Source organism: Roseomonas nitratireducens (assembly GCF_017813355.1).
In the GTDB taxonomy this organism is placed as follows: domain Bacteria; phylum Pseudomonadota; class Alphaproteobacteria; order Acetobacterales; family Acetobacteraceae; genus Neoroseomonas; species Neoroseomonas nitratireducens.
Window position 1 is genome coordinate 161,861 of the sequence record NZ_JAGIYZ010000005.1, and the last position, 22,683, is coordinate 184,543.

At 71.4% G+C, this 22,683-nt stretch carries 22 protein-coding genes and 1 tRNA gene; 12 read left to right on the forward strand and 11 right to left on the reverse strand.

Features of this window, described 5'->3' with window-relative positions:
* The first annotated feature begins 3 nt into the window (after nucleotides 1–3).
* The 4 genes from J5Y09_RS07560 (at nucleotide 4) to J5Y09_RS07575 (ending at nucleotide 3,794) form a co-directional block, all read left to right on the forward strand.
* Nucleotides 4–1,257 (forward strand): M20/M25/M40 family metallo-hydrolase, encoded by a 1,254-nt coding sequence (locus J5Y09_RS07560; RefSeq protein ID WP_209351143.1) that lies wholly within the window; start codon nucleotides 4–6, stop codon nucleotides 1,255–1,257.
* 21 nt (nucleotides 1,258–1,278) lie between these two features.
* Nucleotides 1,279–1,351: transfer RNA gene (locus tag J5Y09_RS07565), tRNA-Ile, on the forward strand.
* An 81-nt stretch (nucleotides 1,352–1,432) separates the two neighbouring features.
* Nucleotides 1,433–3,112, forward strand: coding sequence for an energy-dependent translational throttle protein EttA (gene ettA, locus J5Y09_RS07570; protein WP_209351144.1), 1,680 nt, complete (start codon nucleotides 1,433–1,435; stop codon nucleotides 3,110–3,112).
* A gap of 163 nt (nucleotides 3,113–3,275) precedes the next feature.
* The gene (locus tag J5Y09_RS07575) at nucleotides 3,276–3,794 is read left to right on the forward strand and encodes a GNAT family N-acetyltransferase (RefSeq protein ID WP_209351145.1); all 519 of its coding nucleotides are present in this window, start codon (nucleotides 3,276–3,278) and stop codon (nucleotides 3,792–3,794) included.
* A gap of 15 nt (nucleotides 3,795–3,809) precedes the next feature.
* Here the strand turns inward: J5Y09_RS07575 and J5Y09_RS07580 are convergent, their stop codons facing one another.
* From J5Y09_RS07580 to J5Y09_RS07590, 3 genes are all read right to left on the reverse strand, one after another.
* Nucleotides 3,810–4,262 (reverse strand): hypothetical protein, encoded by a 453-nt coding sequence (locus J5Y09_RS07580; RefSeq protein ID WP_209351146.1) that lies wholly within the window; start codon nucleotides 4,260–4,262, stop codon nucleotides 3,810–3,812.
* Nucleotides 4,263–4,341: 79 nt separating this feature from the next.
* Complete coding sequence (locus tag J5Y09_RS07585; RefSeq protein ID WP_245216911.1) at nucleotides 4,342–4,974, reverse strand: MlaC/ttg2D family ABC transporter substrate-binding protein; 633 nt, start codon at nucleotides 4,972–4,974, stop codon at nucleotides 4,342–4,344.
* A 35-nt stretch (nucleotides 4,975–5,009) separates the two neighbouring features.
* Entirely contained in the window at nucleotides 5,010–5,828 is an 819-nt protein-coding gene (locus J5Y09_RS07590) for an MlaA family lipoprotein (protein WP_209351148.1), read from the reverse strand.
* A gap of 210 nt (nucleotides 5,829–6,038) precedes the next feature.
* Here J5Y09_RS07590 and metF point away from each other — a divergent pair, with 210 nt between their 5' ends.
* The 3 genes from metF to J5Y09_RS07605 all read left to right on the forward strand — a co-directional run bounded on the left by metF (nucleotide 6,039) and on the right by J5Y09_RS07605 (nucleotide 8,921).
* Nucleotides 6,039–6,974, forward strand: a complete 936-nt coding sequence (gene metF, locus J5Y09_RS07595) for a methylenetetrahydrofolate reductase [NAD(P)H] (RefSeq protein ID WP_209351149.1) — start codon at nucleotides 6,039–6,041, stop codon at nucleotides 6,972–6,974.
* Between the two features lie 496 nt (nucleotides 6,975–7,470).
* Nucleotides 7,471–8,532: a hypothetical protein gene (locus tag J5Y09_RS07600; RefSeq protein ID WP_209351150.1), complete on the forward strand. Its 1,062-nt coding sequence runs from the start codon at nucleotides 7,471–7,473 to the stop codon at nucleotides 8,530–8,532.
* Nucleotides 8,533–8,600: 68 nt separating this feature from the next.
* Nucleotides 8,601–8,921, forward strand: coding sequence for a nucleotidyltransferase family protein (locus J5Y09_RS07605; protein ID WP_209351151.1), 321 nt, complete (start codon nucleotides 8,601–8,603; stop codon nucleotides 8,919–8,921).
* 10 nt (nucleotides 8,922–8,931) lie between these two features.
* On the opposite strand, the gene J5Y09_RS07610 is transcribed toward J5Y09_RS07605, so the two are convergent.
* The gene (locus J5Y09_RS07610; RefSeq protein WP_342451430.1) at nucleotides 8,932–9,795 is read right to left on the reverse strand and encodes a hypothetical protein; all 864 of its coding nucleotides are present in this window, start codon (nucleotides 9,793–9,795) and stop codon (nucleotides 8,932–8,934) included.
* A 122-nt stretch (nucleotides 9,796–9,917) separates the two neighbouring features.
* On the opposite strand from J5Y09_RS07610, the gene J5Y09_RS07615 reads away from it, so the two are divergent.
* The 3 genes from J5Y09_RS07615 to J5Y09_RS07625 all read left to right on the forward strand — a co-directional run bounded on the left by J5Y09_RS07615 (nucleotide 9,918) and on the right by J5Y09_RS07625 (nucleotide 13,670).
* Nucleotides 9,918–10,418 (forward strand): pentapeptide repeat-containing protein, encoded by a 501-nt coding sequence (locus J5Y09_RS07615; protein WP_342451431.1) that lies wholly within the window; start codon nucleotides 9,918–9,920, stop codon nucleotides 10,416–10,418.
* Nucleotides 10,419–10,560: 142 nt separating this feature from the next.
* Nucleotides 10,561–12,744, forward strand: a complete 2,184-nt coding sequence (locus J5Y09_RS07620) for an ATP-dependent helicase (RefSeq protein WP_209351152.1) — start codon at nucleotides 10,561–10,563, stop codon at nucleotides 12,742–12,744.
* Nucleotides 12,744–13,670, forward strand: coding sequence for a 50S ribosomal protein L11 methyltransferase (locus J5Y09_RS07625; RefSeq protein ID WP_209351153.1), 927 nt, complete (start codon nucleotides 12,744–12,746; stop codon nucleotides 13,668–13,670). The genes J5Y09_RS07620 and J5Y09_RS07625 overlap by 1 nt, the downstream gene beginning before the upstream one ends.
* On the opposite strand, the gene J5Y09_RS07630 is transcribed toward J5Y09_RS07625, so the two are convergent.
* From J5Y09_RS07630 to J5Y09_RS07645, 4 genes are all read right to left on the reverse strand, one after another.
* Entirely contained in the window at nucleotides 13,654–13,887 is a 234-nt protein-coding gene (locus J5Y09_RS07630) for a flagellar basal body rod C-terminal domain-containing protein (protein ID WP_209351154.1), read from the reverse strand. The two genes, J5Y09_RS07625 and J5Y09_RS07630, sit on opposite strands and share 17 nt — an antisense overlap.
* 102 nt (nucleotides 13,888–13,989) lie before the next feature.
* Entirely contained in the window at nucleotides 13,990–15,102 is a 1,113-nt protein-coding gene (locus J5Y09_RS07635; protein WP_209351155.1) for an LLM class flavin-dependent oxidoreductase, read from the reverse strand.
* A gap of 41 nt (nucleotides 15,103–15,143) precedes the next feature.
* Nucleotides 15,144–16,085: an LCCL domain-containing protein gene (locus J5Y09_RS07640; protein ID WP_209351156.1), complete on the reverse strand. Its 942-nt coding sequence runs from the start codon at nucleotides 16,083–16,085 to the stop codon at nucleotides 15,144–15,146.
* Between the two features lie 179 nt (nucleotides 16,086–16,264).
* Nucleotides 16,265–16,621: a DUF1127 domain-containing protein gene (locus tag J5Y09_RS07645; RefSeq protein WP_245216915.1), complete on the reverse strand. Its 357-nt coding sequence runs from the start codon at nucleotides 16,619–16,621 to the stop codon at nucleotides 16,265–16,267.
* 174 nt (nucleotides 16,622–16,795) lie between these two features.
* Between J5Y09_RS07645 and J5Y09_RS07650 the strand changes: the two genes are divergently transcribed.
* Nucleotides 16,796–18,559, forward strand: coding sequence for an aminopeptidase P family protein (locus J5Y09_RS07650; protein WP_209351189.1), 1,764 nt, complete (start codon nucleotides 16,796–16,798; stop codon nucleotides 18,557–18,559).
* A gap of 84 nt (nucleotides 18,560–18,643) precedes the next feature.
* On the opposite strand, the gene chrA is transcribed toward J5Y09_RS07650, so the two are convergent.
* Together chrA and J5Y09_RS07660 are read right to left on the reverse strand one after the other, a co-directional pair.
* Complete coding sequence (gene chrA, locus J5Y09_RS07655) at nucleotides 18,644–19,999, reverse strand: chromate efflux transporter (RefSeq protein WP_209351157.1); 1,356 nt, start codon at nucleotides 19,997–19,999, stop codon at nucleotides 18,644–18,646.
* Nucleotides 19,996–20,814 (reverse strand): chromate resistance protein ChrB domain-containing protein, encoded by an 819-nt coding sequence (locus J5Y09_RS07660; RefSeq protein WP_209351158.1) that lies wholly within the window; start codon nucleotides 20,812–20,814, stop codon nucleotides 19,996–19,998. The genes chrA and J5Y09_RS07660 overlap by 4 nt, the downstream gene beginning before the upstream one ends.
* A gap of 143 nt (nucleotides 20,815–20,957) precedes the next feature.
* Here J5Y09_RS07660 and J5Y09_RS07665 point away from each other — a divergent pair, with 143 nt between their 5' ends.
* Entirely contained in the window at nucleotides 20,958–21,746 is a 789-nt protein-coding gene (locus J5Y09_RS07665) for a lipase family protein (protein WP_209351159.1), read from the forward strand.
* On the opposite strand, the gene J5Y09_RS07670 is transcribed toward J5Y09_RS07665, so the two are convergent.
* Nucleotides 21,712–22,650, reverse strand: coding sequence for a tripartite tricarboxylate transporter substrate binding protein (locus tag J5Y09_RS07670; RefSeq protein WP_209351160.1), 939 nt, complete (start codon nucleotides 22,648–22,650; stop codon nucleotides 21,712–21,714). The two genes, J5Y09_RS07665 and J5Y09_RS07670, sit on opposite strands and share 35 nt — an antisense overlap.
* Nucleotides 22,651–22,683: the final 33 nt, after the last annotated feature.

Below are 22,683 nucleotides of genomic sequence, written 5' to 3' on the forward strand. Positions count from 1 at the left end.
CCCATGGATCCCGCCCGCATCACCTTCGCCGCCGCCGCCCATGCCCGCGCGGCCGAGACCGTCGCCCTGACCCGCCGGCTGATGGCCGTGCCATCCCCCAACCCGCCGGGCGATGTGCGCGCAGCGGCCGAGGAAGCGGCCGTCATCCTCCGCACCCTCGCGCCCGACGCGGAGGTCAGCCTGCACGCGACCTCCCCCGAGGTGACCAATGTCGTCGCCCGGATCGCCGGCGCCGGGCCGGGGCGGATCCTCGCCTTCAACGGCCATCTGGACACCTATCCGGTGAACGAGGCGCTGCCCTGGACCGTCGATCCGCTGCGGGGGGAGGTCCGGGACGGGCGCCTGTACGGCCGCGGCGCGGCCGACATGAAGGGGGGCATCGCCGCCTCCATCCTCGCCTTCGCCCTGCTCGCCGAGCACCGCGCCGCCTGGCGGGGGGAGGCGATCCTGACGCTGGCCGGGGACGAGGAAAGCATGGGCCCGCTCGGCACCAAGTGGCTGCTCGACCATGTCCCGGGGCTGCCGCAGGCGGGCGCGGTCATCATCGGCGACGCCGGCAGCCCGCGCGTGCTGCGCTTCGGGGAGAAGGGCTTCCTCTGGATCGAGGTCGAGGCCGCCGGCCGCGCCGCCCATGGCGCGCATGTGCATCTGGGGGAGAACGCGATCGACCGGCTGCGCGCGGCCCTCGACGCCGTCTCCCGCCTGGTGGACCTGCCGGTCGCCGCCCCGCCGGCCGTGATCGCCGCCATCGCCGACGCCAAGCCGATCAGCGAGCCGCTCGCCGGCGCGGGGGAGGCGGAGGTGCTCGGCCGCGTCACCGTCAACATCGGCCGGGTCGAGGGCGGCACCGCGCCCAACCTGGTGCCCGCGACCGCGCGCGCCGCCTGCGACATCCGCCTGCCCGTGGGCGTGACCTGCGAGGCGGCGGAAGCGGCGCTGCATGCCGGGCTGGACTGGCTGCCGGGCATCTCCTGGCGCGTGCTGCGCCGCTTCGCGCCGAACCACACCGACCCCGACGCGCCCATCGTGCGCCTGGCGCACCGCGCGGCGGAGGAGGTGCTGGGCGGGACCGTCGCGGTGAACATGCGCGTCGGCGGCTCCGACGCCCGCTGGTTCCGCATGGCCGGCCTGCCGACCGTCGTCTATGGCCCGACGCCCCACAACATGGGCGGCGCCGACGAATGGGCGGAGATCGCGGAACTCGAGGCCGTGATGCGCGTCCATGCGCTGGCGGCGTTTGATTTCCTGCGCGGCTGAAGGCAATCAGGGGCCCATCATGGGCCTGTAGCTCAATGGTCAGAGCGGACCGCTCATAACGGTTTGGTTGCAGGTTCGAGTCCTGCCGGGCCCATCTTCGCCGCCGCGCCTTGGCGCCGCCCGGCCCGGCCTGTAGAACCGCGCCAACCCTCAGAAACCGCAGGTTGACCGCGCCATGGCCGCCTACCAGTACGTCTATGTGATGAAGGATCTCACCAAGGCCTATCCAGGCGGGCGAGAGGTCTTCAAGGGCATCACCCTGTCCTTCCTGCCCGGGGTGAAGATCGGCGTGCTCGGCCCGAACGGCGCCGGCAAGTCCACGCTGATGCGCATCATGGCTGGCCAGGACAAGGAATTCGGCGGCGAGGCCTGGGCCGCCGAGGGCGTGCGCGTGGGCTACCTGTCGCAGGAGCCGCACCTCGATCCCGACCTGACGGTCGGCGAGAATGTCCGCCTCGCCTTCGCCGAGCTGAACGCGCAGATGGCGCGCTTCAACGAGATCTCCGAGAAGTTCGCCGAGGAGATGTCGGAAGACGAGATGAACACGCTGCTCGCCGAGCAGGCCGAGCTGCAGGAGAAGATCGACGCCGCCAATGGCTGGGAGATCGACCGCCAGGTCGAGATCGCGCTGGACGCGCTGCGCTGCCCGCCGCCGGATGCCGCGGTGACCAGCCTGTCGGGCGGCGAGCGCCGGCGCGTCGCACTTTGCCGGCTGCTGCTGGAAAAGCCGGACATGCTGCTGCTCGACGAACCGACCAACCACCTCGACGCGGAATCCGTCTCGTGGCTGGAGCAGACGCTGAAGGCCTATACGGGCACGGTGCTGATCGTCACCCACGACCGCTACTTCCTCGACAACGTCACCTCCTGGATCCTCGAGGTCGATCGCGGCCGGGGCATCCCGTACGAGGGCAACTACTCCACCTACCTCGAGCAGAAGCGCAAGCGCATGGCGCAGGAGGAGCGGGAGGAGAGCGCGCGGCAGCGGCAGCTGGCCGAGGAGCGGGACTGGATCGGGCGCAGCCCTTCGGCCCGCCAGGCCAAGTCCAAGGCGCGCATCGCGGCCTATGAGGACCTGCTGCGCAAGTCGCAGGACAAGGCGCCGGATCCGACCGAGATCGCCATCCCGCCGGCCCCGCGCCTGGGTAACACCGTCATCGTGGCCGAGAACCTGTCCAAGGGCTTCGGCGACCGGCTGCTGATCGACAACCTGTCCTTCAAGCTGCCGCCGGGCGGCATCGTCGGCGTGATCGGGCCGAACGGCGCGGGCAAGACGACGCTGTTCAAGATGATCATGGGCCGGGAGACGCCCGACGCCGGCACGCTGGTGGTGGGCGAGAGCGTGCAGCTCGGCTACGTGGACCAGAGCCGCGACAGCCTGGATGACAACAAGTCCGTCTGGCAGGAGATCTCCGGCGGCGACGACATCATCACCATCGGCAAGCGCAGCGTCGCCTCCCGCGCCTATTGCGCTGCCTTCAACTTTCGCGGCGGGGACCAGCAGAAGCGCGTGGGCTCGCTCTCGGGCGGCGAGCGCAACCGCGTCCACCTCGCGAAGATGCTGAAGAAGGAGCACAACGTGCTCCTGCTCGACGAACCGACCAACGACCTCGACGTGGAAACCCTGCGCGCGCTGGAAAACGCGCTCATGGAATTCGCCGGCTGCGCGGTCATCATCTCGCACGACCGCTTCTTCCTCGACCGCCTCGCCACCCACATCCTCGCCTTCGAGGGCGACAGCCACGTCGAGTGGTTCGAGGGGAACTTCGAGGCCTACGAAGAGGACAAGCGACGTCGACTCGGGGAGCACGCGACCGACCCGCACCGCATCAAGTACAAGCCGCTGGCGCGGTGAGGGCGCGCGGAAAGGAACCGGGGGAGGTAACTCCCCCGGACCCCCTCCTTTCTTTGCCCGTCACCAAGACAGTCCGGGCGCGACTGCCGCGACCCATGCCCAAAGACAGAAAAGGGAGGGGGTTCGGGGGAGGTTCCCCTCCCCTGACCTTCCCTCACGCGCCATGACGCTGGCCGCCCTGCGCTCACCGCGCCTGCTGACGACCGAGCGGCTGATGCTCATCCCCCCGGGGCGCGAGAACCTCGCGGACCTCATCCGGCTGAAGGGTGACGAGCGCGTCTTCGGCTGGATGCTGCACGGCGTGCGCAGCGCCGAGCGCGCGCGGGAGGAGCTGGAGGACGACATCGACTTCTGGGAGGTGCGCGGCTACGGCACCTGGTGCGTGTTCGAGCGCGCGAGCGGCGACTTCCTCGGCATCTGCGGCTTCATGGAACGGCCGGACGGGCGCGGCGTCGCGCTGCGCTACGCGTTGTGGCCCGAATGCCGCGGCAAGGGATATGCGCGGGAGGCGGCGCGCGCCGCGCTCGGCTTCGGCCACCGCGCCGGGCTTGCCCGCATCATCGCCGTGGCGCGGGAGGAGAACGAGGCGTCCCGCGCCGTGCTGACCGACATCGGCATGGCCCCGGCCGGCGAGTTCCGCCACCAGGGCCACCGGATGCTGATGTTCGAGAGCCGCGGCTGAGCCCGGCGCCGGGGCTCAGTCCAGCGTCTGCGGCCAGCCGATGAAGATGCCGACATCGCCCGGCATCCCGCCGGGGAAGTCGATCACGCGGGCGGAGAAGGTGAAGCCGCCCGGGGCGAGTTCGCGTTCCCACCACTCGTAGATCTTGTGCATCACGCCCGGCAGCGTGTCCTGCCATCCATCGAGGTGGTTGTTGATGCGCCGCCCGCCATCCTCGCAGAGCACGGAGGGGAACTTCACCAGCATCAGTTCCCGCTCGCCGGCCTCGAAGGCGCGGCGGATGCGGTTCAGCGCCCGTTCCCGGTCCTCGTCGGTGATCTGGTAGGTCTGCACGCGCTCGGAGAAGGCGGAGAGCTCGGCCTTCTTCTGCGCCTCGACTTCCTCGGCCTCGGCCCGGCGGCGCGCGACGGCCGCGGCCTTCGCCGCGAACAGGTCCTTGAGGCTGAGGCTGGGAGTCTGGTCGGCCATGGGCGGAACCCTTTCACGGATCTTCGGCCAGCTTACGCGCGAAAGCGCGAGCCGCCTTGATTCTCGTCAAGACTCCGCGTCAGCCGCGCCCTTCCCGCGCCGCGAGCTGCGCGATCTGGTTGCGCATCGCCTCCAGCAGCGAGGCCACGCGCCCGCCATTGCGCTGGATCACCGCCGAATACTCGCTGCGCGTCGTCAGCCGCAGCGACGTGCCCTCGGCGATCACGTCCACCACCTTGGGCTGGCCGCCGACCTCGCTCACCCGCCAGTCGAGCGAGAAGGCCGGCGTGTTCGGCCGCTCGATGATGGTGTTCACCAGCGCGTCCTCCTCCGTCCGCTGCTGGCTGCGGCCGAGCGAGAACTTCACCCCCCGGTATTCCCCGAAGCGGGCGGAGAGGTTGCGCACGATGATGTCGTCGAACAGCCGATTGTACTCGGCCAGCTCGGCCGGGTTCGCCTGGCGCACATAGCGGCCGAGGATGAAGCGGCCGGTGCCCTCGATGTCGATCGTCCGGCGCAGGATCACGCCGACCCGGTCGCGCCGCGCGGTCAGGTCGAGCCGCGGGTCGTTGATCGCGGCGACCAGCTCGTTGCCCGCCTGCTGGATGAAGGCGGTCGCGCGGTTGAGGTCGACCTCGGCCCGCGCGCCGCGTGGCAGGGCCGCCAGCCCGGCGGCGAGGAAGGGGAGGGGGAGGAAGGTCCTGCGGTCCATGCCGCGAATATGGGGCCGAGTTGGGCGATTCGAAGTCATGGGCGCGTCTCCGGCGGGGCGGGCTGGGTGACGCCCTGGCCGAAGCCGGTCACGCCGGCGGGCGCGACGGCGCGTCCCTGGTCCTCGCGGTTCTGGATCTCGAAGGCCCGGCGCTGGCGATAGGCCGAGCGGAGGGTGGAATAGGGGTCGAGCGAACTCGCCCGCAGCTGGTCGATCGGCTCGAGCAGCGCCTCGCGCGTGTCGACCACGGTCAGGCCCAGCCGGGTCCAGCCGGCGGCATCGACCGCCGCGCCCTGGCCCAGCCAGGTCAGCGGGTTGAGCGCGATATCCACACCCTGGCCGGCGAGGTCGCGCGGGGAGGAAGGCCCGAGCAGCGGGACGAACATGTAGAAGCCCTCGCCCAGGCCCCAGACCGCCAGGGTTTGGCCGAAATCCTCGGAATGCCCGGGAACGCCCCATTCGCGGGACACGTCGAGCAACCCGCCCAGGCCTAGCGTGGAATTGACCATGAACCGCCCGAGCGTGATCCGCGCCCGGCTGATGTTCCCCTGCATCAGGTCGTTGGCCAGGATGACCGGCGCGCGCAGGTTGCCCAGCAGGTTGCGGATGCCGTTGCGCACCGGCTGGGGCAGGACGTCGCGATAGGCCTCGGCGACCGGCTGCAGCACGAATCGGTCCGCCACCTCATGCACCTCGAACAGGGCGCGGTTGGCGGGCTCGAAGGGGTCGTTGGCCTCGCGGTACTCGGCCAGGCCCTCCGGATCGTCGGCGGGCGGACGCGTGGCGCAGGCGGCGGCAAGGAGGGCGGCGGCGAGCGCGGTCGCGCGCAGCAGGCCGGTTCGGACAGGCGGCATTGCCGCGCCATACAACGTCTCGCGCAAGGGTGGAACCGTTCTGTTGCCCGGGGTTGTTTCGCGAATCACGCGGACCACTCTAACGGGAGACGGTTGGCTCGCGATGAATCGTTGCGTTCCGACCTGTGACGAAACCTTGCCAGCGCGGCCCGGACAGGCGACAGACGCCGCCGCGCCCGAACCGGCGCGAGCGAACGGGAATTGCGCGCGATGAACCACACCACCACCGGCACGCTGGCCCGCTGGCTGACCGGGCCGCGGGTCTCGGCCCTGCCGGCGCCCGCCGAGATGCCGCCGCCGCGCCTGTCCTTCGAATTCTTCCCGCCCAAGAACGACAAGCTCGAGGAACAGCTCTGGGCCTGCATCCGGCGGCTCGAGCCCCTGGCCCCGCGCTTCGTGTCCGTCACCTACGGCGCGGGCGGGTCCACCCAGGAACGCACGCATGCGACCGTCTCCCGGCTGGTGTCCGACACCTCGCTGACGCCCGCCGCGCACCTGACCTGCGTCGCCGCGACGCGGGAGGAAGTGGACGCCGTCGCCCGCCGCTACTGGGATGCCGGGGTGCGGCACATCGTCGCCCTGCGCGGGGACCCGCCGGCCGGCGCCAGCCAGTACACCCCTCATCCGGGCGGCTACGCCCAGGCGGAGGACCTGGTGCGCGGGCTGAAGCGGATCGGCGATTTCGACATCAGCGTCGGCGCCTATCCCGAGACCCACCCGGCCGCGCTCTCGGCCGATTCCGACCTGGATTTCCTCAAGCGGAAGATCGACGCTGGGGCGAACCGGGCGATCACCCAGTACTTCTTCGACACGGAGACCTACCTCCGCTTCCTCGACCGCTGCCTGGCCAAGGGCATCACCGTCCCCATCGTCCCCGGCATCCTGCCGGTGTCGAACTTCCAGCAGGTGGTGAAGTTCTCGGCCATGTGCGGCGCCTCCGTCCCCGCCTGGATGGGCAAGCTGTTCGAGGGGCTGGAGGAGGATGTGGAGACGCGCCGCATGGTCGCGGCCGTGGTCGCGGCCGAACAGGTGCGGCTGCTGCAGGCGAACGGGGTGGACGAATTCCACTTCTACACGCTGAACCGGCCGGACCTGACCTACGCCATCGCCCATATCCTGGGCGCGCGGCCGAAGGCGGCGGGCTGAGGCGGGGCGGGTTCCGCGCCCGCCGGTTTCGGACATATTGGGCGGGGTGGGTGTCCTGGGACTGATGTCCTGGGACGCCGGTCCTCGCGACATGCGCGTTTCGGACAAATTCCGAGCGCCGGGGCGTCGGCCGGTTTCGGACAAATTCGCCGGACGGCTGCGCGGGGCGGTTTCGGACAAATTGGCGGCAGGCATGGCGGCGGGGCCGCCGGCGAGGGACTCGCGGGCGCATCGGGGCGGGCTCTGGCGGGCGCATGGGCGCATCGGCCGGGGACCTCCTGCTGGGTCGCAGCCTAGCCCGGCGGGAGAGGTCAGGGCAAGTTTATTTTCCTATATTGGTGCGGCATCCCGGAGGGGCGCCGCCCCTCCGGGCCTCCCCGCCAAAGGCCGAAAGGCCTTTGGAAACCGATACTTTGGCGCCGTGCGGATGCGGTGGACGCGGCCGGATGAGGTCGGCGATCCTGGCGGCGATGCGAAACGGGACACCATCAGGGCCATGATCCGGCGCGTGCTGCGGCCCGCCACCGCTTTCGCCCTGCTCGGCTTGGCGGCCTGCACAACGCCGGCCCCCGACAGCGCGGCGCTCACCGCGGCCGCGGTCACGTCGGCGCGGCAATCGGAATGCGGCTTCCGCATCGTGCTCCCGACGCGATGGGGCATCCCCGACCGCGAGACGCGAGACCAACTGGACACAGTGGCCATGCTGGCGCGGCGAACGGGCAGGGTGCTCATCTACCCGACCTATGCGCGGGAAGAAGCGGTCAACGACTTCCGTGCCCTCGAAGCGATCGCCATGGGCCATGGCCGGCGGGTGCGGGACCTGCTGGTCGCGCGCGGGGTGCCGGCCGAAACGATCCAAGTGAATGGGCTGGTGAGCCATCCGCAGGCATCGCAAAGCGGCGCCTACGTCGGTGTCTGCGCACCAGGGCGCACCAATATCGAAAATGGCTGGCGCGACCGGCCGGTCGATCCGACGCGGATGGTGCGTGCGCGGATTGGCGGGCGGGCGGATTCGCCCGTCCTCGACATTCCAATCGTCCATCTTGGTCCGTTCTCCTGGAACGATGTCCCCATCGGCGAGGCCGGTTTGAGCGAGTTCAAGCTCGACCGGGCGGACGATCCAGGATCGTTCGCGGATGTCCAGTTTCGCTGCTGGCCGCACATGCAGGATGCGGATTGCAGGCGGCTCTTATCCGTCCGTGTGCAGGAATGGACACCCCGATCCGACACCTATGATGGTGCTGCCGCCGGCAGGCTGCGGACACTTGTCCGCCACGACGACGGCACCGTACCGGAGCATCGACGCATTGCCTTCGCGCGCCGTTGGACCAACGACCCTGGAAGCTCGGCTCACGCGAATTGCTCTCCCCGTAGCCAGACGGGGGCCATCGGGCCGGGGCGCGTCGCCGGAAACGAATGGTCCTGCACTGTGTGGATGGGGCTCGCTCGTGCGCGGATGGCCGCCGCCTTCTGGTTCGACGCGACCAACGAGGCCGAAGCCATTTCAATCGTCGACCGGGCGCATCGCGACCTGCTGCGTTTCGCCCGGCTGGACTGACCGGCGGTGGCGCTGGTAGCCGTGCGCCGCGACGTACGCACCCCGCCGCGTCGTGCTATCCTTCGTCGGTGACCACGCCCGCGCCCATCCCCGATCCCCCGGCTCTCCTCGCCCGCCTGCGCGCGCAGGAAGCCCCGCTGCGCGCGGCCGGCGTCGCCGGCCTGTTCCTGTTCGGCTCGGCCGCGCGCGGGGAAGCCGGCCCGGCGTCGGACATCGACCTTTACATCGACCAGGCGGAACCGGAGCGCTTCGACCTGATCGACCTGATCGCGCTTCGGGACAGGCTGCGGGCGGCGCTGGACGGCGTTCCGGTCGACCTCGCGACGCGAGCCAGCCTGCACCCGGCGCTGCGCCGCGACATCGAGACCTCCGCGACCCGCGTCTTCTGACGCCGCCCCGCTACCCCGCCCTGACCCGCCGATACACCGGCCGCAGCAGGAACGGGCTCAGGAACAGCGGAAACTGGCACAGCGCGAAAAACAGCAGAATCCGCTCATCCGTCGCCGCCGGCAGCACCGCCAGGAACAGCGCCATGTTCCGGTTGCCGGCCAGCAGGCCACCCGCCAGCGCCACCCTCTGCCCCGCCGCCATGAAGGCGAAGGCGGTCACGATGTTCATCCCGAAATTGCCGGCGAAGGCCAGCGCCAGCCCGCCCATCACCCAGGCGGGTTCGGCCAGCAGCTTCGCCAGCATCCCGTCCATCACGCCGAAGCCGTACAGCACCACCAGCCACACCACGGAGCCATCCACCGCCGGGCCGAAGCGCGCCAGCGTCTCGGGTGCGACCACGCGGCGGATGGCGATGGACACCAGCAGCGGCAGCCCCACCACCAGCGCCAGCCGCGCCATCAGCCCCTGCAGCGAAATCGCGAGGTCGATGCCCATCAGCCCCAGCGCCAGCGGCGGCGCGGTGAAGGGCACCAGCAGCGTCGTGATGACGGCCACGACCAGGCTGATCTCCCCATCCAGCCCCACCAGCCGCGCGAAGGCGGGCGACGATGTGGCCGCGCAGCCCATGGCGCTGATCACCAGCGCCGCGCCGAGCGGCCCATCCAGCCCCGCCGCCATCGCGACCGCATAGGTCACCACCGGCAGCACCAGCAGCAGCCAGGCCGAAAGGGCCGCGACCAGCACCGGCCGCCGCAGATAGGCGACGACCTGCGCGAGGTCCACGCGCAGCAGCACCAGCGTCATCAGCCCCGCGACGGTGATGGTCACCACGTCCCGGAACAGCGCGGCGAGCGGCGGGACGAAAAGCCCCACGAAGATGCCGCCCGCGAGCAGCGCGCCGCCCTGTCGGGCGGACCATTCCAGGAATCGCAAAGGCGACAGGGCGGCGGGACCGGCGGTTGGAGGGATGGCACCGCGGTTCTATATCCCCCCACGTGCACACGCCATCCTCGCTCCTCATGCTCCTCGCGGGGCTGGTCCTCACCGCAACCCCGGTCCTTGCCGGCTGCACCGACCCCCCCGCGCCCGCGGTGGAATGGCGGCGCTGCCTGCTCGACCAGGCGGAACTCGCCGATGCGGACCTGACGCGGGCGCATCTGCGCGATGCCTCCTTCCAGCGCGCCGTCCTGACCGGGGCGAAGCTGATCGAGGCCGATGCGATCGAGGCGCGCTTCGTCTCGGCCGACCTGACGGGGGCGGACCTGTCGCGCGCCAATCTCCGCTCGGTGGACTTCACCCGCGCGATCATGCGCGGGGCGACGCTCGCCGGCGCCGACCTCCGCCGCGCGACGCTGTTCCGCGCCGATCTCAGCGAGGCGGATCTCACGGGCGCGAACCTGGCCGGGGCGAACATGTCGGGCGCGATGCTGGGGGGCGCGCGCTGGACGGATGGGCGCAGGGTCTGCGCCGCCGGGTCGGTGGGGAATTGCCAGTAGAAGGCGGGGGAGTGAACTCCCCCGTGCCCCCTCCTTCTTTTTCCGTTGGCAAGCCAGCGCGGATGCGACACTTGCGACCCATGCCCGAAGACAAGGAAGGGAGGGGGTTCGGGGGAGGTTCCCCTCCCCCGACCTTGATCCGATGACCGACTATCTGGACCGCCTGAACCCCGAGCAGCGCGCCGCGGTGGAAGCCGTGGACGGCCCGCTGCTGGTGCTCGCCGGCGCGGGCACCGGCAAGACGCGCGTGCTGACCACGCGCTTCGCCCACATCCTGCTGCAGGGGAAGGCCTTCCCGTCGCAGGTGCTGGCCGTGACCTTCACCAACAAGGCGGCGCGGGAGATGCGGGAACGTGTCGCCGCCATCCTCGGCCAGCCGGCGGAAGGCCTGTGGCTCGGCACCTTCCACGCGCTGGCCGCGCGGATGCTGCGCCGGCATGCGGAGGAGATCGGCCTCACCTCCAACTTCACCATCCTCGACACCGACGACCAGGCGCGGCTGCTCAAGCAGGTGATGGAAGCGGCGAACATCGACACCAAGCGCTGGCCGCCGAACGGGATGATGGGCGTGATCCAGCGCTGGAAGGATCGCGGCCTGGCGCCCGAGGCGGTGACACCCGCCGAGGATTCCGACTACGCGAATGGCCGCGGGACGGAGTTGTACGCCGCCTATCAGGACAGGTTGAAGGCGCTGAACGCCTGCGACTTCGGTGATTTGCTGCTGCATGTGGTGACGCTGCTGCGCACCAAGCCCGACATCCTGGCCGAGTATCACCGCCGCTTCCGCTACATCCTGGTGGACGAGTACCAGGACACGAACCTGGTGCAGTACTACTGGCTGCGGCTGCTCGCGCAGCAGCACCGGAACATCTGCTGCGTGGGGGATGACGACCAGTCGATCTATTCCTGGCGGGGTGCCGAGATCGAGAACATCCTCCGCTTCGAGAAGGACTTCCCCGGCGCGCAGATCGTGCGGCTGGAGAGCAACTACCGCTCGACGCGCCACATCCTTGCCGCGGCCTCCGGCTTGATCGCGAAGAACACCGGGCGGCTGGGCAAGACGCTGCGCAGCGGGCGCGCGGATGCGGAAGGGGAGAAGGTGCGCATCGTCTCGCTGTGGGACAGCGAGGAGGAGGCGCGCATGGTGGGCGAGCGGATCGAGGCCGCGCGCCGGTCGGGGACCTCGCTGGGGGAGATCGCGATCCTGGTGCGCGCCGGCTTCCAGACGCGCGCCTTCGAGGAAAGGCTGATCCTGCTCGGCCTGCCCTATCGCGTGGTGGGCGGTGCGCGCTTCTACGAACGGCAGGAGATCCGCGACGCGCTCGCCTATTTCCGGGTGATGGCGCAGCCGGCGGACGACCTCGCCTTCGAGCGGATCGTGAACGTGCCCAAGCGCGGCCTGGGCGACACCGCGATGCGGGAGATGCACGCGGTCGCGCGCGCGGAGGGCATTCCGCTGAGCCTCGCCGCCGCGCGCGCGCTCGAGACCGGCGCGATCAAGCAGGCCAAGGCGCGGGAGGCGCTGCGCGAGCTGCTGCAGGGCTTCGAGCGCTGGCGCGCCATGCTGCCCGTGGAAGGCCATGTGGTGATGGCCGCGACGCTGATCGACGAGAGCGGCTACGCGGCGATGTGGCAGCAGGACAAGTCGCCGGAGGCGCCGGGGCGGCTCGACAACCTGAAGGAACTGGTGCGTGCGATGGGCGAGTTCGAGAGCCTCGCCGGCTTCCTCGAGCACGTCGCGCTGGTGATGGAGAATGACGAGGCGGCGGAGGGCGAGCGCTGCTCGCTGATGACGCTGCACGCGGCCAAGGGGCTGGAATTCGACATGGTGTTCCTGCCCGGCTGGGAGGAAGGGTTGTTCCCGTCCCAGCGCAGCCTCGATGAGGGCGGGGAGAAGGCGCTCGAGGAAGAACGACGGCTGGCCTATGTCGGCATCACGCGCGCGCGGCGCGTGGCCGTCATCAGCCACGCGGCGAACCGGCGCATCTACGGCAACTGGACGTCGTCCATTCCGTCGCGCTTCCTCGATGAACTGCCGGCGAACGAGGTCGTGGCCGAAGGCGGCGCGCAGCGGGAAGCGCGCAGCCATTCGGTCTTCGCCGGCGGCGGGCTGTTCGCCCAGCGCCCGCGCCGGACGATCGAGGCCGGTGCCTGGGAAGTGAAGGAACGTCCGCCCAAGGAAGGCGCCTTCCAGGTGGGGGAACGCATCTTCCACCAGAAATTCGGCTATGGCCGGATCACCGCGATCGAGGAGAACCGCCTCGACATCGATTTCGAGAAGGCGGGGCAGAAGCGGCTGCTCGACAGTTTCGTGGAGAAGGCGTGATGCGGCCATCCGGTCCCGATGCGCCCGGCGCGCTCTCCCGCCGCCGGGCGGAACCGCTGGAGGCGCTGGTCATCGACGGCCTGCCGGAACACGCCGTGCCGGTCTTCGAGGCGGCGCTCGAGCAGGTCTGCACCACCGTCGCCTATTTCCGCGACGAGCCGACGGACACCTGGCGCGTCGAAGGCGTGCGGGAAGCCGGCGCCAACGAGGCGGAGCTCGAGGCCGCGCTCGCCCTGGCCGCCATGGTCGCGGGCATCGACCCGCCCGCGGTGCAGGTGGCGCCGGTGGAAGCGGAAGGCTGGCTCGCGCGCACCGTGCAGGCCTTCCCGGAGATGCCGGTCGGCCGCCGCTTCCTGATCCGGCCGACGCATGTGCCCGATGACGTGACGCATGGGCGCATCGTACTGAAGCTGGATGCGGGGCTCGCCTTCGGCTCGGGCGAGCACGCCTCGACCCAGGGCTGCCTGATGGCCTTCGAGCGCGTGGCGCATCGGCGGCCGCGTTCGGTGTGCGACCTCGGCAGCGGGTCGGGCATCCTGGCGATGGCCGCGGCGAAGTCCGGCCCGTGCCGCGTGCTCGCCACCGACATCGAGCCCTGGTCGGTGCGCGTGTGCGACCAGAATGCGCGGATGAACGGGCTGGGGCCGCGGCGGATGCGCAGCATCCTCGCCGATGGCTGGAAGCCACGCGCCATGAAGGGCGTGCGCTACGACCTCATCTTCGCGAACATCCTCGCCCGGCCGCTCTGCGCCATGGCACGGGAGTTGGCGTTGCATCTCGCGCCGGGTGGGACGGCGATCCTGGCGGGGCTGCTCGGGACGCAGGCGCGGATGGTGCTGGCCGCGCACCGGCGGCAGGGGCTGGTGCTCGAACGCCGGATCGATGTCGGGCCGTGGACGACGCTGGTGCTCAGGCGCCGCGGCTGAGAAGGCTGCGCTGCGCTTCGTCGGCGATGCGCAGCGCCTTCGCGTTCGCCTCATAGGCGCGGCGGGCGACGATGGCGTCGACCATCGCGCGCTCCATCTCCCCGCTCGCCTGCGCCGCGGTCAGGCCTTCATTGCCGGTCGGCGGGGCGGGGGAGGGATCGCTGCCGCGCGCCGTCGCCGGCGTGGGCGCCGCGATGGTCGCGGCGGCGCGGTCCATGCGGTCCCCCGCGCGTTGCATGCCTTGGACCGAAGCGGAGATTGCGACCTGCATCGTCCCATGCTGCGCGCCGAAGGTTACCCGTCGGTTAACGGGGGCGGGTCACTCCGCCGCGCGCGCCGTCGCGTCGGCATGCTGGCGCAGCCGCGGCATCACTTCCTCGGCCAGGCGCCGCATCGTCTCGGCCTCCCATTCCGCGTTCACGCCGGACCAGTCGAGGCCGGGCATCAGCAGGTGGCCGAAGGGGCCGGCTTCCTCGCGCAGCGCCACCAGGCGGTCGAGCACGCTGCGCGGGCTACCGGCGATGACGCAGGCCTCGATCATGTCCTCGGGCGTCGCGGCCATGGGGTCCATGTCCTCGCGCGGCGTCATGGTGCCGGCCAGGCCCGCGCGCTTCGCGAGGCTGCCGAGGTAGTCGAAGTAGTAGCGCGTCGCGCCCTCCGGCGCCGTGGCGCGCGCGCGTGCCTCGGCATCGCTCGCGGCGATGACCATGTTGCGCGCCACGCGCCATTTCGCGCCGTCCACCGGGCGCCCGGCCTCGGCCAGGCCCTTGGCCATGCTGCGCCAATGCCCCGCGATGACGCGATGGGCGACGAAGTTCGCGCTGATCACGCCCCAGCCGCGCGCGGCCGCGACCGTCACGCCGTAGGATTCCGCCTGCCGCGCCGAGATGTGGATGGAAGGCCCGCCCGGCTGGAAGGGCTTGGGCATGTAGCCCACGCCGTAGTCGGGCAGCACGGTGCGGGACAGGTGGATGGGCCAGGTCTCGCCCTTGATGTCGTAGGGCGGGCCGCCGGCCCAGATCGCCTCGATCGTGGCGATCGATTCCAGCATGCGCTTGCCGCGCTCCATCGGCGCGATGTCGCCGAACAGCTCGAAGTCGGAGGCGAGCCCGCCCGCGCCGATGCCGAGCATCAGCCGCCCGCCCGACATGTGGTCGAACTGCGCGACCTCCGCCGCCACGATCGCGGGATGGTGGTTGGGCAGGTTGATCACGCCCGTGCCGAAGGCCAGCCGCGTGCGGTGCACGAGGCCTGCCATGAACATCAGCGGCGATGCGATGGGCTCGGAGGTGGCGGAGAAATGCTCCCCCACCCACAGCTCGTCGAAGCCGAGCCGGTCGGCCAGCAGCGACTTTTCGGTGTCCTCGGCCAGCGTCTCATGCATCGGCCGCTGCGGCGGGTGCAGCGGCATCATGAACAGGCCGAGGCGCATCGGATGGAATCCCCGTGGAAAGACCGGGGAAGGCTATGCGGTCAGCGCCGGAAGGAGAAGGAGGCGCCGTAGGGCCCGAAGCGCAGGGTGGTGATGCCGTTCGCGGTAGAGGGGAAGTATTCGTCCTGTCCGGCGAGTGCCACGATGCTCACCGGCCCGCCCTCCGGCCCGATCACCCCGGATTGGCGGGCGGCGCGGCAGATCGCGCTGTCGGCGGTGAAGATGCCGGTGCCATAGACGGTGCCAGTGGCGATCTGGGCCGCGCTGCAGCGGCAGGCGAGGTCCTCCGTCCGGCCCTCGAAATCCGCCGGGCAGGCGGGCAGGGCGGCGGCGGCCGGGGCGCGCGGTGCGGGCGCATCGCCGATCGCCGGGGCCACGGTGAAGGACCCGCCCCAGGGGCCGTAGTTGGTCGTCGTGACGCCGTTCGCCGCGCTGCCGCGATAGGCCTGCTGTCCCGGCGCGGGCGTGACGAGGACGACGCCGCCGGTGGATGTGATCGCGCCCGCATGGATGGCGGCGCGGCAGATGCGGCTGTCGGTGGTGTAGGTGCCGGTGCCCCAGACCGTCCCGGTCCGCCCCGCCTCGGCGGTGCAGGAGCAGGTCATCGGCGCGGGCTCGTTCTCGAAGGTCTCGGGGCAGGACTGGATCGCGTCGACGTTGAACGACGCCGGCCAGGGACCGTAGTTGGTCGTCGTGACGCCGTTCTGCGTCGTGCCGGTGTAGGTGGGGCGGCCCTCCGCCGGGCTGACCATCACGAGGCCGCCGGAGACGGGGATGGCGCCGGCATGGACGGCGGCCCGGCAGACGCGGCTGTCGGTGGTGTAGTCCCCGGTGCCCCAGACCTTGCCGGAGACCGCGGCCTCGGTCGAGCAGCTGCACACCAGCGGGGCGGAATGCGCCTGGAAGTCGGCCGGGCAGGGCGCTTGCGCCATGGCGGGGGCGGCGAGCAGGAGCAGCAGCCCCGGAAGGATGAAGAAGCGCATGGCGATGATCCCGCAAAGAACGGGACAGTAGCGCAATATCCGGGCGGGCGGCTATGGCCGATCAGGATTCCCGATCCCGAAGCCATTGATTCCATGGCACTATCGGGTCGGGCCGGATCGGTGCGGGCCCGGTCAGGCGAAGCCGCGGCGGAACCAAGGTCCCGCCGCGGCCCGCAGGGTCAGGCGGCGCCGGAGCTGCGGCGCTGGTCGTTGGCCGGGCGGGGCGCATAGCCCAGGTCGAACACGCGGCCGATGTCGAAGCGGGTCATGCCGATATCGGTCAGTTCCCGGTCCGAGAGCTGGCGCAGCGCGCGATAGGTCTCGATGCGCGCCGGGAAGTCCCGGACCGCGCCGGCGAGCGCCGCGACGAAGCGCCAGGTGCCGATGGCGAAGCGGCGGAGCATGTCGGCCAGCGCGGCATCGCGCGCCGCCGCCGCGGCGAGGCGGATGCGCTCCACCTCCGCCATGCGGGGGCTCTGGAAGGTGGTGGCGGGCAGCAGGAGAGCGGCCTCGGCCTTGGTGATACGGGCGTCCATGATAGGTTTCCTTGGGCGGCGGCCCGGCCCGTTCCGGTGCCGGGTCGCCTGTCAGGCCTGTCATGTAGATGCATCGAGGACACAGGTGATGCGTGAAGGCAACGCATATGACATGCGAAATGCGCATGGTTTCCTGTGGATGAATGCAACTTTGCGGTAACAAGGATCACGACACTGACCCAGTCCGACCGCCTCGCCGCCCTCCGCGCCCGCCTCGCCGCGGCCGGCGTCCAGGGCTTCATCATCCCCCGCTCCGACGAGCATCTCGGCGAATACGTCCCGCCCTCGGCCGAACGCCTCGCCTGGCTCACCGGCTTCACCGGCTCCGCCGGCATGGCCATCGTCCTGCCCGACCGCGCCGCCGTCTTCACCGATGGCCGCTACACGCTGCAGGTGCGCGACCAGGCCGATCCGAGCCTCTGGGAATGCCGCCACATCACCGAGGAACCGCCCGCCGCATGGCTGAAGCAGCACGCCGCGGGGCTGTCCATCGGCTACGATCCCTGGCTGCACGCAGCCCCCGCCATCGAGCGCCTCGCCACGCCGGGCGTCACCTTCGTCCCGCTGCCCGAAAATCCGCTCGACGCCGCCTGGGCCGACCGCCCGGCGCCGCCCAAGGCGCCGGCGCTGGCGCACCCGATCGCCTTCGCCGGCAAGCCGGCCGAGGAGAAGCGCGAGGAAGCCGCCGCCGCGCTGCGCGAGGCCGGTGACGAAGCGGCGATCCTCGCCGACCCGCATTCGCTCGCCTGGCTGCTCAACATCCGCGGCGGGGACCTCGCGCACACGCCGCTCGCCCTCGGCTTCGCGCTGCTGCACGCCGATGCGCGCGTCGACCTGTTCATGGCGCCGGAGAAGGTGCCGGCGGACACCCGCGCGCATCTGGGCAACGCCGTCACCGTCCGCCCGCGCGCCGAACTGCCCGCGGCGATCGACGCGCTGGCCGGCCGCCGCGTGCGCCTGGACGCCGAGGCGACGCCCGCCTGGTTCGCCGACCGGCTGCGCGCCGCCGGCGCCGTCATCGGCACGGGTGAGGACCCGTGCCGCATGCCGCGCGCCTGCAAGAACACCGTGGAGCGCGAGGGCGCGCGCGCCGCGCATCGCCGCGACGCGGCCGCCATGGCGCGCTTCCTCGCCTGGTTCGCGCAGGAAGCCCCGAAGGGCGGGCTGACGGAAATCTCCGCCGCCGCGCGGCTGCTCGCCTTCCGCCGCGACGGCGAGCATTTCCGGGCGGAATCCTTCCCCGCCATCTCCGGCGCCGGGGAACACGGCGCGATCGTGCATTACCGCGTGACGCCGGAGACCGACCGCCGCATCGCGCCGGACGAATGCTACCTGATCGATTCCGGCGGCCAGTACCTGGACGGCACCACCGACATCACGCGCACGCTGTGGACCGGGCCGGGGCCCGCGCCCGCCACGCTGCGCGACCGCGCGACGCGCGTGCTGAAGGGGCACATCGCGCTCGCCACGCTGCGCTTCCCGGCCGGCGTGGCGGGGCCGCACCTGGATGCGCTGGCGCGGCGCGCGCTGTGGGATGCGGGGCTCGACTACGACCACGGCACGGGGCACGGCGTGGGGTCCTTCCTGTCGGTGCATGAAGGGCCGGCGGCGTTCTCGCGCGCCGCGCGCGTCGTGCCGCTGCGCGAGGGGATGATCCTGTCGGACGAACCGGGCTTCTACGCGCAGGGCGAATACGGCATCCGGCTCGAGAACCTGCTGCTCGTCGTGCCCTCCACGCTCGGCGCGGCGAAGCCGTTCCTGGAATTCGAGACGCTGACGCTCGCACCCTTCGACCGCGCGCTGATCGACGCGGCGCTGCTGACGCGGGCGGAGCGGGAGTGGATCGACGCGTATCATGCGCGCGTGCTCGCCGAGGTGGCGCCGCTGGTGGACGAGGCGACGCGGGCCTGGCTTGCGCGCGCATGCGCGCGGCTTTGAAGCGTGCGGGGGAGGGGAACCTCCCCCGGGCCCCCTCCCTTCCTTGTCTGTTGGGGACTGACTTCGGCGGGCCGGTGCTGCGCGTCAGGTGCCGATCGCGAAGCGCAGCAGCAGCCCCGCCGCGGCGGTGACGGCGAGCGTGCGCAGCACGCCGAGCCGCAGGCGGAAGACCGCGACGGCGGCGAGGATCGCGAGCGCGACCGCCGCCGGGTCCACGCTTCCCGGCAGCGGCAGGTCGAGCGTCACGGGCCCGGCCGTGAACCGCAGATGCTCGCGGAACAGCACCTGCAGCGAGAACCAGACGGCGAGGTTCGCCACCACGCCCACCACCGCGGCGGTGATCGCCGCGAGCGCGCCGGCGAGCGTCCTGTTCTCCTGCAACCGCTCGATCAGCGGCGCGCCAAGGAAGACGAAGAAGAAGCACGGCGCGAAGGTGACCCAAAGCGTCAGCACCGAGGCGAGGATGCCGCCGGGCACGCCGCTCAACGCCTCCGACGCCCGGAAGCCCGCCAGGAAGCCCACGAATTGCAGCACCAGGATGAGCGGCCCGGGCGTGGTCTCCGCCAGGCCCAGCCCGGCGAGCATCTCCTCCGCCGAGAGCCAGCCATAGGCCTGCACCGCGTCCTGCGCGACATAGGCGAGCACGGCATAGGCACCGCCCACCGTGACCACCGCCATCTTCGAGAAGAACAGCGCGATGTCGGCATAGGTGCCGCCCACGAAGGCCCACAGCGCCGCGACCGGCGCGAGCCAGAGCACGAGCGCGATCAGCCCCGCCCGCCGCGCCCCGGCGGCGAGGCGCGCCGGCCGGCCGGGATCGGCGGCGAGCACCGCGTCGATCAGCGCCGGGCCGTCATGCTTCGCCGACCCGTGCCCGGCGACCGCGAAGGCGCCCGGCGCGAGATAGCCGACCACGCCGGCGGCGATCACGACCAGCGGGAAGGGCAGGTTCAGGAAGAACAGGGCGACGAAGGCAAGCCCCGCCAGAGCCCAGGCGGGCCTGCCCTTCAGCGCACGGCGGCCGATGCGCAGCAGCGCCTCGACCACCAGCACCAGCACGGCGCACTTCAGCCCGAAGAACAGCGCCGCGACCAGCGGCACCTCCCCGAACAGCGCATAGACCAGCGACAGCAGCAGCATCACCAGCGCCCCGGGCAGGATGAACAGGAGCCCGGCGGCGAGGCCGCCGCGGACGCCATGCATCATCCAGCCGAGATAGGTGGCGAGTTGCTGCGCTTCCGGTCCCGGCAGCAGGGTGCAGAAGTTCAGTGCCTGGAGGAATCGCCGCTCGCCGATCCAATGGCGTTCGTCCACCACCTCCCGGTGCAGCAGCGCGATCTGCCCGGCCGGGCCGCCGAAGGACAGCAGGCCGATCCGCAGCCAGACGCGCAGCGCTGCGGCGAAGGTCGGCAGGCGCGGCGTGGAGGGCGCGTCGGTCATGCGCGGCCCCCCGGTGCGGGCCAGTTGTGGGTCTCCCCGGTCGCGTCGCGCGCCCAGCGGTACAGGGCGTCGTAGAGGCCCATCGCCGCGTCGAGCTGGGCGAGGTCGTCACGATGCATGCGCGACAGGCCGAGGGAGGCTGCGAGCAGCCCTGCCGATTCCGGCGCGAGGTCCAGGCGCCCCGTGTCCGCGCCGCGGACGATCGCGGCGAGGCGCAGCAGCGGGTCAGCGCCGAGGCCGAATTCCTCGATCATGACGTCGAAGGTGCAACGCTCGCCGCGGTGGCTCCAGAAGACGTCCTCGATGTCGAACGGCACGGCGCCGAAGCGTTCGGCGACGGCCTGGACCTCGGATGGCGCGACGAACAGGAAGACGGCGGCGGGATCGACGAAGCGGCGGATCAGCCAGGGGCAGGCGATGCGGTCGATCTTGGGCCGCGCGCGGGTGACCCAGAGCGTGCGCCCCCGTTCGTCGCGCGGCGGCACGCGATCGGGCCGGACAAGAAGGCCTCGGGCCGCGACCCAGGCCTCGAAGCCGCCCTCCAGCGCTTCGGCCCGCCGGCCGGCGTGGCGGAGCCAGGCCGCGACGCCGTGGCTGAGCTTCAGGCCCCGTTGGCACACGACCGCCACGTTGCGGTCCGGCAGGGCATCCGCCCAGGAGGACACGGTCCGGAAGTCGCGCCGGACGGCGCCGGGAAGGCCGCGCGGATCGGCGGCGAAATCCTCGTCGGTCCTGACGTCGAGGATGAGCGGCGCCTCCGGCGTTCCCGCCAGGCGCTGGAGCTGGGCAACGGTGATGATTGCGGTACTCGGCATGACACGCCCTCACTGTCCGTGCGATCACGGAAGCATGGACGCGATACTCGGGCCGAAGCCTCACGGGGCGATCGCGAACGACCCCTGGAGGTGAGAATGGCAATGCACGACGTGGTGGGCAAGTGCCGCGACTGACTCCGGCCGTGCCCCTCCGCGCCACCCGCATCCTTCTGGTCTACGGCCTGATGGGCGAGCTCGTCGCCGCGATGCACCCCTTCGGCCTGGACTACATGCAGCCGCTTGCCGACTGGCTGCGCGACGAAGGTGCCATGCCTTCGGTCGTGCCGCTGCGCACGGCGGAACCGGTCGCGGCGAATGCGCGCCGCCTGGCCGAGGCGATCCTCGCCGAACCCACGCCCGTGTTGTTGATCGCGCACAGCAAGGGCGGGCTCGAGGCGCTGGCGGCGCTGATGGACGACCGCGTCGCGGCGCGCTGCCGCGGCCTGCTCGCCATGCAGTCGCCCTTCTATGGCAGCCCGGTCGCGGATGCGGTGATGGGCAACGGCGCGCTGGGTGCGGCGGCGGGCGGGCTCGCGCGGCTGCTGCGCATCGGCAGCGGGCAGGGCGTGCGGGACCTGACGACGACGGTGCGCGGCGCCTGGATGGAAGCGCAGGCGGAAGGCGTCGCGCGTCTTGTCGCGACGCTGCCGGTGGCGTGCCTGGCGACGGTGATGGAGGAAGGTGCTGCGCGCGGGCGCGAAAGGCTGCACCTTGCGGCCGCGCGCTGGATGGAAAAGCGCGGCCACGGCCCGAATGACGGGCTGGTGCCGCTGGCGAGCGCGCTGGTGCCCGGCGCGCGCCACGTGGTGCTGCCGGGCAGTCATATCGCGACCGTCACGCGGGGTCCCGGGCGGGACCCCGTGGCGTTGATGCGCGCGGGGCTGGCCGCGCTCGGCGTCACTCCGCCTGGCGCAGGCGGTTCTCGTCGATGATGGTCTTCATCCGGTCGATGTCCTGCGCGACGACCGCGGCGAAGTCCCGCGCGCCGAGATGGACGATGGGCGTCTGGATGCGCTCGTGGCCGACGCGCATCGCCTCGCTGCGCACGGCCTGGGCGCAGGCGGCCTCGAAGCGCTGGATCGCCGCTTCCGGCGTGCCGCGCGGCGCGAACAGCCCGTGCCAGATGTGCATGGACAGGTCGAAGCCCTGTTCGCGGAAGGTGGGCGTCTCGGGGAAGTCCGGGAAGCGCTCGGCGGCGAGCGTGGCGATGGCGTGCAGGTTGTTGGCGCGGATCGAGGACGGGTGGTCGTTCATCACCAGCACGTCGCCGCGGGCGAAGGCGATCATCACGTCGGCCGGGCCGCGATAGGTGATGTGTTCCATCTGCACGCCGGCGGCGCGCGCGAACATCACCATGGACAGATGCGGCGTGGTGCCGACGCCGGTGGTGCCGTAGGCGAAGTTGCCCTGGCGCGCGCGGGCGACGACGTCGGCGATGGTGCGCAGCCCGGAATTCTGCGGCGTCATCATGATCAGCGGCGCGCGGTTGACCACGCAGATCGGCGTCAGGTCGGCCGCGGTGTAGCCCGCGTTGCGCATGAAGTTGGGCTGGATGGCGATCGGCCCGATCGGGCTGAACAGCACCGTCTGCCCGTCCGCGCGCCCGCGCACCACGTGGTTGGTGGCGATGGTGCCCGCCGCGCCAGTGACGTTGGTGACGACGACCGGCACGCCGAGGATGGGCTGGAACTCGGCGGCGAGCAGCCGCGCGACGATGTCGGCCGCCGATCCCGCCCCGAAGGCGGTGACGATGGTGACCGGCGCCTGGGCGCGGGCGGGGGATGCGAAGGCGAGCAGGATGGCCGCGAGGGCGGCCAGCGCTGGACGGCGCGGCATGGGCGTCTCCCTGGACATGCTTTGGCGGTCGGA

Bases quoted from the DNA above. Each gene is read 5' to 3' on its own strand.
- J5Y09_RS07620 (WP_209351152.1), top strand. From the start codon at position 10,561: ATGACCGACTATCTGGACCGCCTGAACCCCGAGCAGCGCGCCGCGGTG.
- J5Y09_RS07590 (WP_209351148.1), bottom strand. From the start codon at position 5,828: ATGCCGCCTGTCCGAACCGGCCTGCTGCGCGCGACCGCGCTCGCCGCC.
- chrA (WP_209351157.1), bottom strand. From the start codon at position 19,999: ATGACCGACGCGCCCTCCACGCCGCGCCTGCCGACCTTCGCCGCAGCG.
- J5Y09_RS07635 (WP_209351155.1), bottom strand. From the start codon at position 15,102: ATGCGCCTCGGCCTGTTCATGATGCCGCTGCACCCGCCGCAGCGGCCG.
- J5Y09_RS07645 (WP_245216915.1), bottom strand. From the start codon at position 16,621: ATGGACGCCCGTATCACCAAGGCCGAGGCCGCTCTCCTGCTGCCCGCC.
- ettA (WP_209351144.1), top strand. From the start codon at position 1,433: ATGGCCGCCTACCAGTACGTCTATGTGATGAAGGATCTCACCAAGGCC.
- J5Y09_RS07560 (WP_209351143.1), top strand. From the start codon at position 4: ATGGATCCCGCCCGCATCACCTTCGCCGCCGCCGCCCATGCCCGCGCG.
- J5Y09_RS07670 (WP_209351160.1), bottom strand. From the start codon at position 22,650: ATGCCGCGCCGTCCAGCGCTGGCCGCCCTCGCGGCCATCCTGCTCGCC.
- J5Y09_RS07580 (WP_209351146.1), bottom strand. From the start codon at position 4,262: ATGGCCGACCAGACTCCCAGCCTCAGCCTCAAGGACCTGTTCGCGGCG.
- J5Y09_RS07575 (WP_209351145.1), top strand. From the start codon at position 3,276: ATGACGCTGGCCGCCCTGCGCTCACCGCGCCTGCTGACGACCGAGCGG.
- metF (WP_209351149.1), top strand. From the start codon at position 6,039: ATGAACCACACCACCACCGGCACGCTGGCCCGCTGGCTGACCGGGCCG.
- J5Y09_RS07625 (WP_209351153.1), top strand. From the start codon at position 12,744: ATGCGGCCATCCGGTCCCGATGCGCCCGGCGCGCTCTCCCGCCGCCGG.
- J5Y09_RS07630 (WP_209351154.1), bottom strand. From the start codon at position 13,887: ATGGACCGCGCCGCCGCGACCATCGCGGCGCCCACGCCGGCGACGGCG.
- J5Y09_RS07585 (WP_245216911.1), bottom strand. From the start codon at position 4,974: ATGGACCGCAGGACCTTCCTCCCCCTCCCCTTCCTCGCCGCCGGGCTG.
- J5Y09_RS07660 (WP_209351158.1), bottom strand. From the start codon at position 20,814: ATGCCGAGTACCGCAATCATCACCGTTGCCCAGCTCCAGCGCCTGGCG.
- J5Y09_RS07640 (WP_209351156.1), bottom strand. From the start codon at position 16,085: ATGCGCTTCTTCATCCTTCCGGGGCTGCTGCTCCTGCTCGCCGCCCCC.
- J5Y09_RS07600 (WP_209351150.1), top strand. From the start codon at position 7,471: ATGATCCGGCGCGTGCTGCGGCCCGCCACCGCTTTCGCCCTGCTCGGC.